This window comes from Betaproteobacteria bacterium (assembly GCA_016709965.1).
GTDB classification, from domain to species: Bacteria; Pseudomonadota; Gammaproteobacteria; order Burkholderiales; family Rhodocyclaceae; genus Azonexus; species Azonexus amarohabitans.
The window spans coordinates 920,820-933,907 of record JADJLT010000006.1; the positions used below are offsets into that span (position 1 = coordinate 920,820).

General features: G+C 59.5%; 9 protein-coding genes. 3 read left to right on the forward strand and 6 right to left on the reverse strand.

The genetic code is table 11. The annotated features are described in order from the left end of the window. Nucleotides 1-4: 4 nt before the first annotated feature. Together IPJ12_18845 and IPJ12_18850 are read right to left on the reverse strand one after the other, a co-directional pair. Nucleotides 5-1,339: a type II toxin-antitoxin system HipA family toxin gene (locus IPJ12_18845; protein MBK7649154.1), complete on the reverse strand. Its 1,335-nt coding sequence runs from the start codon at nucleotides 1,337-1,339 to the stop codon at nucleotides 5-7. Nucleotides 1,340-1,341: 2 nt separating this feature from the next. Continuing rightward, complete coding sequence (locus tag IPJ12_18850) at nucleotides 1,342-1,686, reverse strand: helix-turn-helix transcriptional regulator (GenBank protein MBK7649155.1); 345 nt, start codon at nucleotides 1,684-1,686, stop codon at nucleotides 1,342-1,344. A 693-nt stretch (nucleotides 1,687-2,379) separates the two neighbouring features. On the opposite strand from IPJ12_18850, the gene IPJ12_18855 reads away from it, so the two are divergent. Both IPJ12_18855 and IPJ12_18860 read left to right on the forward strand, forming a co-directional pair. Then, complete coding sequence (locus IPJ12_18855) at nucleotides 2,380-4,074, forward strand: CHASE2 domain-containing protein (GenBank protein MBK7649156.1); 1,695 nt, start codon at nucleotides 2,380-2,382, stop codon at nucleotides 4,072-4,074. Next, complete coding sequence (locus tag IPJ12_18860) at nucleotides 4,061-4,858, forward strand: FecR domain-containing protein (protein MBK7649157.1); 798 nt, start codon at nucleotides 4,061-4,063, stop codon at nucleotides 4,856-4,858. The genes IPJ12_18855 and IPJ12_18860 overlap by 14 nt, the downstream gene beginning before the upstream one ends. An 82-nt stretch (nucleotides 4,859-4,940) precedes the next feature. Here the strand turns inward: IPJ12_18860 and IPJ12_18865 are convergent, their stop codons facing one another. Then, the gene (locus IPJ12_18865; protein ID MBK7649158.1) at nucleotides 4,941-5,969 is read right to left on the reverse strand and encodes a pre-peptidase C-terminal domain-containing protein; all 1,029 of its coding nucleotides are present in this window, start codon (nucleotides 5,967-5,969) and stop codon (nucleotides 4,941-4,943) included. Between the two features lie 301 nt (nucleotides 5,970-6,270). Continuing rightward, complete coding sequence (locus IPJ12_18870) at nucleotides 6,271-6,867, reverse strand: cysteine hydrolase (protein MBK7649159.1); 597 nt, start codon at nucleotides 6,865-6,867, stop codon at nucleotides 6,271-6,273. A 61-nt stretch (nucleotides 6,868-6,928) separates the two neighbouring features. Here IPJ12_18870 and IPJ12_18875 point away from each other — a divergent pair, with 61 nt between their 5' ends. Further along, the gene (locus IPJ12_18875; protein MBK7649160.1) at nucleotides 6,929-7,834 is read left to right on the forward strand and encodes a LysR family transcriptional regulator; all 906 of its coding nucleotides are present in this window, start codon (nucleotides 6,929-6,931) and stop codon (nucleotides 7,832-7,834) included. A 120-nt stretch (nucleotides 7,835-7,954) separates the two neighbouring features. On the opposite strand, the gene IPJ12_18880 is transcribed toward IPJ12_18875, so the two are convergent. Both IPJ12_18880 and IPJ12_18885 read right to left on the reverse strand, forming a co-directional pair. Then, entirely contained in the window at nucleotides 7,955-11,518 is a 3,564-nt protein-coding gene (locus IPJ12_18880; GenBank protein ID MBK7649161.1) for a WD40 repeat domain-containing protein, read from the reverse strand. Further along, entirely contained in the window at nucleotides 11,515-13,068 is a 1,554-nt protein-coding gene (locus tag IPJ12_18885) for an SIR2 family protein (protein MBK7649162.1), read from the reverse strand. Before IPJ12_18885 ends, IPJ12_18880 begins: the two co-directional genes overlap by 4 nt. Between the last annotated feature and the right edge of the window lie 20 nt (nucleotides 13,069-13,088).

Sequence of the window (13,088 nt, forward strand, 5' to 3'; positions counted from 1 at the left end):
CTGATTACTTATCGGTGCCTAATCGCGCCGATTGTCGGCGCATGCCGTCGAAAATAGAATCCGCCACGTCCATGGGGAAATTATTGGGTAGCAACTTGCCTACTTCGTCGATGACCGTATCCGTCGCAGTAACAACTTCCTCAATCAATCGCTCTGCCATCGCCCTGCCAAGCCCAACTTGCTCTGCCTGTGCAGCCCAGTGCCGTCGCCGGATGTTGTCGATCAGGTAATAGTTGGTACTGCTCCGAATTGCCATCGCGAGTTTGGCTTTGTTTGGGGAAATCTGGTTCTTGCCTTTGCCAATCAAAGGATGCGCCGAAAGTACGTCGTAGATGGAGGTGGCTCGGTAACATCCGCCCGGCCGGAGGGTAATGCTGAAATTCTTGGCGTGACCGTCAGTGGCGGCCAGTAGCCAGAACAGAATCTGCGTTTTGAAGAAGTTGATCCTGTCCTGTTCGGCCTGTTCTGAGCCGAGCAGGATATTCATGATCGTGGCGATCCCCGGTCCGCCGTCTGCCTGATATTTGCGCAGTGGGGAGGTGCCCGTTGCCTGGCACATGTCCTCCTGCGGCAAACGGATGATCCAACTGCTGTCGCTGGATGGTGTGCGGTCGAAGCGCTCAACGATCAGGGCTTTCTGCTCCTCGAAAACTGCCATGTCGCAGCTTGCGATGGGAATGCCGTAGGCAGCGAGGATCTTGGAACACAACCATTCGTTCTCGATCGAACTGCGCATGTCGGCTTGCATGTTGCCAACCAGCCCCAGGGGTAACTTGAAAATGTGCGTGGTCGGGGTGCTGCCGTGGGGCAGCAGCCATTTTCCACCCTGCTGCAACAGGGCGGTTTTTTCTTGGGCGCCGGCGATGGAAAGGCGCAAGTCGTCATGATCATCGTGCTGCCCGAGGAACTGGGTCGAAGGGATGTTGCGTAAATGCTGGGCGATAGCGGCGGCGCTCAGTTCTTCGCCCTTGATCTCGTAGATATCGGTGGGCGATTCATCTTCAGGCAGCAGTTGTATTGCCCCGACGCAATCGCGCCCCAGTTTGTACAGCAACTGAAAGGCATCGGTGCCGCCGGCTTGATATCGCTGTGCCAGGCGACGGCGAATTGCGTCGTTGTCCGGCAACAGGTTGTCGAAGTAGTGACTGACAAGCTCCCCTTGATAGGATGCATTGCCAGGCAGGAATGGCAGCGACAAGGACAACGGGCGGGTCTGCTCATCGCTCAGCCAGTCATCGAAATAAACCAGTTGGTCGCCCTGTCGGCCGGTTTCCCAGGAACCGACCGGGATGCCGTTCATCCAGATGTTCAGGCGCTGGGCCTTCGCACGTCGGCCCATGGTTACCAGCTCTCTTTCTTCTTCGGCGCTACGGCAATAGGGGCGGTTTTGGCAGTGCGCTTACGAGGCCTTGCCGAGTAGCTATCAGAGGTTTGTTCAAGTGGCGCCCCGACATCCGGCGTGGGTGTCGAGGATGCCTGGTTTAGCGAGATATCGACGTTAAACAGACGCAGTACCGTAAACAGGCGTTCCAGGGTTGCTGTGGCTGGCTTGGCTTCAAAGTAGGCATAACTTTGCTGTGTAATGCCAAGTTTTTCAGCCATGGCCGCCTGGGTCAGTCCTTGTCCCTTGCGAAATGCCCGGAGAATCAGAGGAAGCTGATTCAGTGTCTTGATCGGGTAAGTCATCATTGCCTCCACAACCGTGCTCATTATGGGTTACAGGATTTGAACTGTACTCTAAATTAACAGTCGTCTATCTGTAAATATAAAATACACAACAAAATTTGTAAATAATAAATACAGGCATGGTGTTGTATTTTTCGAAAATTGGCGGCAGAAAAAGCACGAAGTCAGCGATGTGGCGGACCTGGCTACCTGAAGAGGCAAAAGGCATTTTTTAGACAGCGATAGACGAATAGGCCAGAGAAGCCCGTAGTTGCGCGGTCGAAATTAACGCCTCATGAACTTCGACAAGATCCCTTCGTTTGTTGAAGTCGCGGAAACGGTCGAGATGTAAATTTCGGATTTCGGCCGGTTTTTCCGGTCGACCGTAGCAATCAAAAAAAGCCCCAATCGGGAAAGCGGTTGGGGCTTTTTTATTGGGGATTCACGTCGTGGTCATGGGCAGGCATTCTGGAGACTGCCATCTCCTCAGGAAAGCATGCGGTTCAACTTGATACTCAACAAATTTGACCCAATGGGCCAATAATGGCCCTGATATATGCGCCCTTCGCAAAGCTCGTCTGAACTTGCGGGCCATGCGCTGTTCCAATTTGAATAACAGAGGGGAGACTGCTGATGATAATCATGCAAGGTCGGGATGCCGTTGCCGGGGATTGGTCAGTCAATCGGTTGGGCGTCTCGTAATTCCCAGGCACCATGCCGAATATCTTTATCAGCTATCGGCGCGAGGATAGCTCCGCGACGGCACAAATTCTCCATGACCAGCTGTCCACGTGGTTTGTGCGGGACAAGGTTTTTTTCGATTTGCAGGATATCGCGCTGGGCGATGATTGGAAAAAGCTGCTGACGGAACGCTTGGCCGAGTACGACATCGTGCTGGTCGTCATCGGCCCCGCCTGGCTAACTATACTTGGAGAGCGGGAGGCGAGCGGCGCCAACGATTTCGTCCGCTGGGAGATTGCTGAGGCGCTGCGCCAGAAAAAGCGGGTGATTCCGGTGCTTGTCGACGGTGCCACCTTGCCCGCGCCGGAGCAGTTGCCATCCGATATAACCGCACTCGGACGACTGCAGTTCGAGACGTTGCATCGCGATACCCGTGATCGCGATATTGCCGCGCTGGCCGCCGCGCTGGAAGGTGGCGGGCTGGTTGATTTTGTTCGTCGGCTCAAGCAGGTGCTGCGCCTCGGCAAGGCTGGCGTCGGGGTTGCCGCCGTCGTCTGTGCGATGGTGCTTTCATTTGCCTGGATCAATCTGTTCGATCTGCTCGGGCTGGATACGCGCAGTGCGAGTTTCACTATGCTGTTGGGTGATGTGCTCTTCGAGCCGGTTATTTCCGATCGCCTCCTGCTCGTGGCGATTACCCCGCGCGACGATGAAGTGACGCGTCTTTCGAGCACACGCCGCAGTGACTATGCGCGACTGATTGCCGTTGCCAGCGTGAGCAAGGCCGAGGCAATTGCCTTTGACATCACGACCGAACAGGCGAGCAGTCACGATGCGGATCTCATCGACGCGGTGCGGGCGGCGCGTCGAAATGGTACGCGTGTCGTCTTTGGCTTCAAGTCGCTGACGCCCGGGGGTGATCCGGTGGCCTTGCCGGGGCTGGCTGAAGTGGGTGCTCGGCTCGGCCTGACCTGCATTGGCCAGAAACTCGATAACGCGGTACTCGGCACGCTGGCCATGGGCATTGGCAACCGTATGTACGGATCGTTTCCGCTGCACGCCGTTGCCGACGTGACGAGCATGGCGCCGATCCCGAGCAGTGACCTGAGGCTGCTGGTGCGCGGTGCCGGCAGTGAATCCAATGTTCCGTTTTCGCTGCGTGAAGTCGCCAGCCGTACCGATCGTGATTGTCCAGCGCGCCCGCCGGGCGCCGACATGGCGCGCCTGATCTTTCCGGTATCGCACCGTGAGCGTTGGCGCGACCCGGTGCGGCGATTTGACGCTGACCTACTGCTGGCTGAGCCGCTAGCGCCCGACAGTTGGCGTGGCAAGATCGTCCTGGTCGGCGTCACGCATCCGCTGGATGTCCTGCAAACGCGGCTCGATCGCGTGGGGCCGTTGCGCTATGGCTTCGAGTTTCAGGCCGATGCGGTCAATGGCTTGCTGACCAATGCCATCGTCAGGCCAGTCGGCTTTCTCGCCCAATGGTTGCTCTCGCTGTTGATGGTGCTGCTCGCCATCGCCTATCGCCTGTGGCGGGTTGGCAAATCGCGGCGGCTCGATGTCGCTGTCCTGCCGCTGACCGTCGTAGCCTACGTGGGTATCACAGTCTTGCTGTACGCCAGGTTCGGGCTACTGGTCGACAGTCTTTATCATATTGCCGCCTTCACGATAACGTGGTGGGTTCTGGCGGCGCTGGAGAAGAGGTGGTCCCATGCTGCAACGTAAGTGGTGTGCATTCACAGCCAGAATGTTTCTTACGCTCTCGGTCATCGCGCTCAGCGCAGGTTGTGCCGGCGTCTCGCTCAGCATCGGACCATTAGGTCTGACGGGTTCGGCACCGCGGACGGGCTCGGTACTTTATGCTGACCCGGGCGTTATCGTCACGCGAAGTGGGCACGGTGTTATCTATTACGAACCCGGGATGGAGGTCATTACTGGCGACACTATTGAAACAGCCAATGGCCAGGCAGTCATTGATTATGAGGACGGCAGTGTGGTCGTTCTCAACCGTGCGACACGCGTCCGACTCGGTTCGATCAGCCTGTTTTTTGGCGAAATCTTCGCCCGCATCAAGAGCATTGCGACCCGGGGTGGCGGGCAAGTGCTCACCGATGAACTATCGGCGTCGGTTGAAGGGACAGAATATGGTGTCCGCCGCGAACTTCCTTCCGGCAGCAATGCGCCTGGCAATGTGAGCGTCTTTGTACGGGAAGGGCACGTGCTATGCGCGCCCGGCGGGCGGGCCAAGTGGTCGCCGGTCAGGCTGACCGAGAACCAGTCACTTGCGGTAGCCGGCTATCGCGCGCCAGCGGGGGTGCGCCCGGTTGACGCAGGTGCGCTCTCGCGTTGGGCTGACCAAGCCGAGCAGCGCCTGCGGCAAGCCAGAACGCCGCCGATGCAACCCGGTCTGGCGCCGTTTGACATGAATCCGCTGACGCCTATCGATCCGTATCCACAGGTTCCCGCCAATCCGAAGCCAAGGGCGCCGAACGATAGAATTCGCGGATAAACAAGCGCCCTGCCGGCTAGCGTCGATATAGAAAAACACAAGCCGGCAGGGCTGTAGCGTGAAAGTATGCTGAAGCGATCGGCTATTTTGTCCGCCGAACACGAATCGTATAAGCACCCTTGCCGCCGTCCCGGTTGTAATGCCTGACCTGGGCGTAGTAGAGCCCCGGTACAAGGCTGGCCGAAATGCGTGCGTTGGAACCCGTGCCGCTGTCGTCGTCTTCGGCGATTATGTTGGTCTGGCTATTTGGGCCAAACAGACGCATCACCACGTCAGTCGGTCCCTGGGTGTCAATGATGTGGGTGCCGCTGCTAACCACCGTGAACTTGTACAAATCTTCCTCACCGGGTTGGCCGATCTCGCCTGCTGTACGCCGTGCGGCGTTCACCTTGAGTTCAACCGCGTCCACCACTGTCGGTGCGGTTTTCGGGTAGGCCTCGGCGCTGGCAATGTAGGCCTTGTCCACGGCTGACAAGACATCGTTGGCATGGGTGCCAACCCCGCTTTTGACCCAACTGCCGGGGAAGAAATACAGCATGATCGAATCCGGATCGAAAGCTGTGCCCTTGATCTGATTGACGGTGTATTTGTTCAGCACATTGTGGCGGATGGTGGCTTCGTTCCAGTTGTTGGGCGGCCCGGAGAGGCTCTTGATGACCGCGGCTTCATTCCACTCGATGCCGCCTGCCGGATTCTGGTGTTCGTGCGCCAGCCCGATGGCATGGCCAAATTCGTGGGCGGCGGTGCCGCCATCCATGAACCCCAGGTTCATGGTCGGCTGATTCAATGGAATGCCGCGGTTATCAGTGCCGATATAGGACCAAGCACCGTCGTTGGGGTCGAAGGCAATGCGAATCTCGGCATCAGGTGCGCCGTTGAAATCGAAATGCAGGTTGGCAAAGGCAGTCCACCACAAGGCCTGTTCCTTTGCCTTTGCCTGCTGTGCAGGGGTGCCCGCCAGAAAGCGGACGCGCAAGGTGCTGCCATTCATCCACAGCTTGCCGATGGGCATAATGGCACGGGTGCTTCCGCCACGCCGCACCGTAGACTGAAAGCGCATCTGGTCGTTCGGCAGGAGACGGTCGGTACAGAATTTTTCAATTTTTTCCATGATGCTCTCCGAGTAAGTGATGCCGGGTGGGCGGATCGCCGCAAATCACGCACTGCACTTGAAGCCAATGAATCAACAGGGATAAAAACTGAAATGCCTTTTTGAAAGTGTAGCAAGCGGTTGCCAGCATTCAAGGCACGATTGCCATCGTCCGGGGCGGGAGAAATACAATCTCTTTAGCGTCTTGAGGTTGTGCAGAATGGCGAAAATGGGCCTGATGAAAATTTGGATTTCGGCCGATTTTTCCGGTTGACCGTGGACGCGCGGCAATACTCCCGAATCACCGGGAGCATTGCTGAATTTAGCCCAGGCTGGCCGTATTCGGGGTGACGACGGCAAAGAGGTCCGAGAGGGCGGCGAGGCTGGCTTGCTGCAAGGCGGCTGCTGACACGACCTGGCCATCGATGCCCGGCAGATCGCGTGTGGCGGTTGCGGCAGCCACTACCGTCGGCGTAAAGCCAAGGTTGAACGCGCCACGGGTCGTTGAATTGACGCACATGTGGGTCATGAAACCAGCGAAAATCACGTTGTTGCGGCCGGCGGCCTTGAGTTGTGCTTCCAGGTCAGTGCCGACAAAGGAGTTCGGGTAATTCTTGACGATGACCGGCTCGCCGGGGGCCGGGGCGACCTTGTCGGCGATGGCACCAATCGGCTGGCTGATATCGTAAGGGCTACCAGGGCCGGCATCATGTTGGATATGAAACACCGGGACGCCGAGCTTGCGGGCTGCGGCAAGCAGGCGTGATGCTTCGTCGAGCGCAGCTTCAACGCCGCTGAGTGCCATGATGCCTTCGCGATAGGTGTTCTGGCAGTCGATCAGGACAAGGGCCGAATCGGCCAGGGCCGGCGGCGTATCGGGTAGTCCGACGATATTGCGCAAGGTAGTGGGTTTGGTCATGATGCTGTCTCCTGTTTGGTTTGAGTGTGACGGAGGATACGGCGCATGCTGGATTTGTGGAATGAATAAACTTGCATCCCCCACGGGAAATTTTGCCTCGGTGCCGGATTGGGATGACGTGCGTTACGCCGTAGTGCTGGCACGCTGCGGTTCGCTGGCCGCCGCTGCTCGCCAACTGGCGGTGGATCAGACGACGGTTTCCCGGCGCTTGCGAGTCCTTGAAGCCTGCATGGGGACGCCGCTCTTCGAGCGGATGAAAGGGCTGCTGACACCGACCCCGGCCGGACGCATCCTGCTCGAGCGCGGTGAGCGCATGGAGCAAGAAATGGCCGCCATTTGTCATCTGGCCACGGACAGCCAGGCCATGGTGCAAGGAGTGATCCGCATCACCGCAGTTGACGCGCTGGTATCTCATTATCTGGCTCGGCATCTGGCCGAATTGCGCGGGCTTTATCCCGACTTGTCGGTGGAGCTCATAGCCAGTAGCAAGAGGCTCGACCTCAACCGCCGCGAGGCGGATATCGCCATCCGTCTGGCCCGCCCGCTCGAAGGCGATCTCGTCGTGCGCTGCCTCGGCAAGCTGGCCTACAGCATCTATGGTCCACGCGACCAGATTGCGCCGGCTGCCTGGACAGATGTGCCGTGGGTGGCCTACGAGCATTCGCTGGATCAGGTGCCGGAGATGCTCTGGTTGGCGGAAAATGCTGGCTTCCAGCGCGTCACCTTCCGTTGCAACAACATGGACGCGCTAGCCACTGCGGTGGCCGACGGGCTGGGGTTGGGCATCCTGCCCCGATTTCTCGGCGACCGGCATTCGTCGATCCGCTGCCTGTCTGGAGACGTGCCGATATTGAATCGGGAAATGTGGCTGGTAGTACCCACGGGCTTGCGAGATATTCCCCGCGTTCGTGCGGTCAGCGAATGGCTGGTACAACGATTTGCAGCTGACGCGACCTCGTTTTTCTGAGCTGCTACCGTAGGCGTGTCAGCCGCCCGGGATCCTCGCCAGGAAGCGGTCGAGCTGCTTGGCAAAGGCCTGGCGCTCGGCTTGGCTGAAGGCCGCGGTGTGTTTTCGCTTCCCGGCGGCTTATTGCTCGTTAACGTGGGCAGGTTCTGGCCGGCGATTCGCCCGAATCAGTTTGGCGGCCTCGTAGAGATCGGCTAAGCCCAGCGGCGAGACATGGAAAGTCTTGTCGCGGCAGGCGGTGGCCAGGCGCTTTCCATCCCGAGTGAAATCAACATCGTTAACCGCGCTGCTGTGCACGGTGATCGTCTTTTCCAGGGCCAGGTTGTCGGCATCGAGCATGCGCACGCCACCATCACTGCAGGCAACTGCCAGTTGCTGGCTGTCGGCAGTAAATTTGAGCGCGGAGCAGAAGGCGCGGCTGCCCTCGGCGATGGTTGCGATTGCCGGCTCCGGCGTGGTGGGGTTGCCAGCTTCCTGCGCTTGTTTGAAGGCATCGACCGGCCACTGCATGACGTTGTGTCCAACCACCGTGGCGACCCGCTGACCATCCGGGCTGAAGGCGATGTCAGCCAGGCGTATTCCGCGCACCCGCAGTTTTTCGGGCATGGCGATTGTGCCGAGCAGTTGGCCGGCAAAATCCCACAGGCGCAGCTTGCCGTCATAGCCGCTGGTGGCCCATTGTTCACGGGTGGGGTGGAAGGCGAGCGCGGAGATCTGGTCGTGGTTCTCACTATGCGAAACCATGATGGCTGGAATGTCGGCGGTGGCCAGATCGGTCTCGGGCAGCTCGTAGAGCCAGGCCTTGCCATCCGCACCGCCGCTTGCCATGCGGCGACCGGTGGGACTGAAGGCGACATCGCGCAACTGGTCGACGTGTTTCTGGATACGTCGGATTTCCTTGCCGGTGTCGGTATCCCAGAGGATGAGGAGCTTGTCGAGGCCGGCGGTGGCCAGAATTTTTCCGGTGCTGTCGAAGGCGGCTCGGTAGACCTGGTCGCCGTGGCCGGTCAGCAAGAAGCGCTGGCGCGGAATATCGGTCGACACGTCCCAGACGCGCGCCGTCCGGTCGGCACTGACGGTTGCGAGTAGCGTCCCCTGCGCATTGAAGGCCAAGCTGTTGATGCTGTTGGCGTGGCCGTCGATATTCCAGTATTTGACGGTACCGTCGCGCGAGGCGGTGGCGACGTGATGGCCATCTGGATGAAAGCGTGCCGCTTCAACATAATTGCTATGGCCGGCAAGCGTCAGGATGTTTTCACCCGTTTCGGCGTCCCAGACCTTGGCAGTGAAGTCACCACTGCCGCTGGCCAGGCGACTCCCGTCCTGGCTGGCGTCAAGACCACGCACGCGGTCGCCGTGGCCGGCCAGAACACGGGTGCTCCACGAAGCAATGGCCGGTTTGGTTTTACCTGCCGCGAGTCGCGCCAGCAGCTCGGGCAGGGTTTCGCCGACCGGTTGCCAGACGCGTACCCAGCTGTCGCGGCTGCCGGTGATCAGCGATTTTCCATCGGGGGTGAACTTGATCGCATCGGTCGCTTCTTCTAGCGGCAGTTCCAGCCTTTCGCCACTGGCAATCACGCGGATGCTTGCCATGTGGCGTAGCCCATCGTTGCCGGAGAGCACGGCGCTGCTGGCAATGCAGCAGCCATCCGGGCTGAAGGTGAGACCCATCAGCCAGCTGCCATTAACACTGTAGGTTGCCTTCGGGCGGGCAACGCCCTGGGGGCCATCGATCGTCCAGATCTTGATGACGCGTCCCTCGCCACGGTCGTCGCCTCTGCCGGCAGTGGCTAGCAGGCGTCCATCGCGGCTGATGTCCATGGCGCTGAATATCTTGCTGCCCTGGGGAAAGCTGCGAAGCGGCTTTTCCGGCTTGTCGAGCGACCAGAGATAAGCCGTGTCGCCGGCAACGCTGATCAGGTGTCGACTATCGGGTAGAAAAATTACCCGCCGAACCCATTCGTCGTGCTGCAGTGCCGCCTGTGCCGGTACCGGGCGTGTGTCGTCCAGCTGCCAGATCGTCACCTTGCGTTCGCGGTCTGCCACGGCAAGCAACTTGCCGTCCGGGCTGAAGGACAAATCGGAAACCATGCGCTCCGCTGCTTTGATTGTCCATTCGAGGCGTGTCGTCTGGCCTTGTATCGCTTGCCGCAAAGCATCTTCAGCAGCCGGACTGGGGGATAGCCCGAAGTGCGTGGCCAGCACCGGCGACAGCCCAAGCGGGACGCGATGTTCGACCGACTCGAGGGCCAGATCGAGCGCCCGGGCTGCATCGCTGGGCAAGGCGGAGATTGATTCGGCTGCCTTCTGATTAGCTTCTGACAGGCGGCCTTCCCACGAGGCATAGAGCCAGCCGGCGATGGCAATGCAGGTCATCGTGCCCATGGCGGCCAGCCACTGATGCAAGGATCGGGTTGCGGCCTCCTTGCGGGCCTTCTGGATTTCCACCGCCCGTGTCTCGTCGGTGACGAACCGGCGTCGCCAGTCAAGGATGGCAGGGGCCAGTACGTCGTGGAAAATTTCGAAACGCTTGGTTTCAGGATCGTCGGGAGAGGTAACCGGCCGCAGAATACGGTTGCGGGCATCGGTCAACGCCGCCAGAACCGCCGGAACGTGAGCCTCCAGATCGCCCGCCCAAGTGGTCAGGTCACTGATGCTGCAGGCAATTTTTGCCCCGCTCGGTGTGACCAGACGGTCGAAGAAACGGGCGCAGACCGCCTGGCTCAGCGCATCAAGCCGGGTCATGGTCTCGTCGAGATGGTTATGCACAATTTCGTTGGCGCCGTTCAGACGATCCAGGGTTGCGCGTTGCAAGGTCGAGGAGCCGGAACGTCGTTCTTCTTCCCACAGGCGAACCATGACCAGCTGCAGGAAGGGGGCCTCGATGCGGCGGTCTTCGGTCTGGCCGGTACCGGCGCCACCATGGCGGGCAACTTGCACCTTGCCGGTCTGCACTTGATCAAGCAGCGCCTCGACCAAGGCCGGTTCGATCTGCATCGCTTTCTGGTCCGCTGCCTGGCGGGCGTTCCAGACGGTCAGCGGCTGCACGATGGCCTGGGTCGCGCCCGTGGCATCCAGATGGTTGAGCCGGATGCGGTTGCTCAGCAGGTTGTGGATGCGCTCCTGAAATCGGTCGAGCTTGGAGAGGCTGTCGTCGCGCATGGCGATGAGAAAGCCGGCGTTGACGTTCTCCCGGTTGACGGCGCGCGCGAACTGCGCCTCGAATGAGGTCGGGTCGGTCGACTTGGCATGGTAGAGAAAATATTCCTCGAACTGGTCGAGGATGATCAACATGGTTTCGTGCGCCGCCTCGGCGCAGGCCCGGACGATTTCGTCAAAAGGCAGTGTCTCGGCCGGCTTCGGCTGGTCGGTGTCGCCGGACCATACTGCATTGATGCAGGCGCGAATCAGTGTTTGCTGGAAATTCGGGTTGCCCCAGTCGCGAAAAACGACGACCGGTGTTTTCGGGCGCTCCTTGTGCAATTGCGGGACCACACCGGCAAGCAGCACGGAGCTTTTGCCGACGCCGCTTGAACCATACAGAATGGTCAGCGGCGAGGAGAGCAGGTTGGAGATGATGATGCGTTGGTCGCGCTCACGGCCGAAAAAATAATCCCGGTCTGCGGCCTCGAACGGTTGCAGGCCGACGTAAGGACAGACTTCTCGTTCGCTGTATGAGGTCATGGCGTCAGCCTCTCACGCAATTGTTCGATGAAGCGGTCGAGATTGATTTGGTAAGGATAGACGCCGCGCTTCTGCCAGAATTTCAATTCCAGTTCGGAAAAATTCTCATCGATGGCCCACGACTGGATTTCATCGTCGCTGGCGCTGGCCAGTCGTTTGGCAAAGAAACGATTCAGGCTTTGCAGGATGGTCCGGGAATTCCATTCGCGCAGGCTGTAGCCAAAAAAGAGCAGGCTGCGGTCGCGGCAGTGGGTGGCGAACAGTGCGGGAATGGCCGATTTGCTGGCGATGCGGGAGAGCAGTTCGACGTAATCCGACTCGGTGATGACAAAGCTGTCCCACTCCGCTTCCCGGTGGATTGATCCGTGCATCTTGAAGATCACGGTGGTCGTGTCGAGGTCGATATAGAGCTCGTTCGGTGCCGGCGTCTCGGGCTTGGTGGCACCGTGCGGCCACCACATGACGGCATTGCCGAGATCTTTCAGTTCAGAGTAGACGACGATGTCATAAGGTTGCCCGGCTGCCTGAAATGCCTGTTCGAGCTGTGTATCGTAGTTGGTGGTCAACATCAGCAGCGGGCTGGTTTTGGCAACCTGGGCCAGGAAGGTATAGAGCGGCGGGATACTCAGATTGACCAGCGAATCCGGTGCCAGAACCTGACGCAGTCGCTCGTGCAGTGCGTCGCGGGTATGGAAGGCTTCGTAATAGGAGGCGACCTCAGCCAATTGGTCGCGCTCGCTGCCAGCCGGGAATTCCGTGTCATTGGCCAGGAACTGCGACAGCTCGACGCCGCTGGGCAGGAATGTCGGCGCGGCAGCATTCCATTGGGCATCGACCGGACGGCCGGAACCGCTGATGTCCCGGCCAATGATCGGCACTACGGTGCGATTGGCCAGTGCCTTTGCGATCCGGTTGTAGGGTGGTGGCACCTTGCTGCGATTGGGTGTTTCGCTGCTTTTAAGAGCAGATAACCGGGTTCGGATGTAGGCACGCAGATGGCTTCGCAACTGGTCGCGGAAAGCCTGAGGCGAATCGTATTCCGAGAATCCGCCGTTTAGCGATCCGTCCGGGTTGCGAAAACGCTGGAAGAATTTTCCGACGCGGCGGTATTGCGTGAGGCGCTGGTCGTAGGCTGCCTCATCGTTGGCATCACCAAAATCGGGCTCCCCTTTGCGGCGATAGAGCAGCGTGTGGGGTGGTGGCTTCGCATTGACTGCATCCTCATATTCCCATTCCGTGCCGGACAGGTAGGGCGAGCCATCCGGACGGACAATGCCCGGTGGTAACGGGGTTCCGAGACGGGACCACAGGATGACGATGACCACGTCGCACTCGGACGGCTTGGGGAGCCCCTGATTGACGGCTTCTTGCGGGGTCAGTGAGGCGGGCATCGAGACCGGTGCAGCCGGGTCGTCCCAGCGGATGGCCTCGCAGGTGATCTCGCCACGCAGCAGGGGATCCTTGGGCAGCTCCTGTTCTATCACTTGCTGCGCAAAGATGCGTTCGTCGGCGACGTCTCCGGGGGAGGAGAGAAAAAAGCGGAGATGCATCCCACCCTCCTTTACATTTT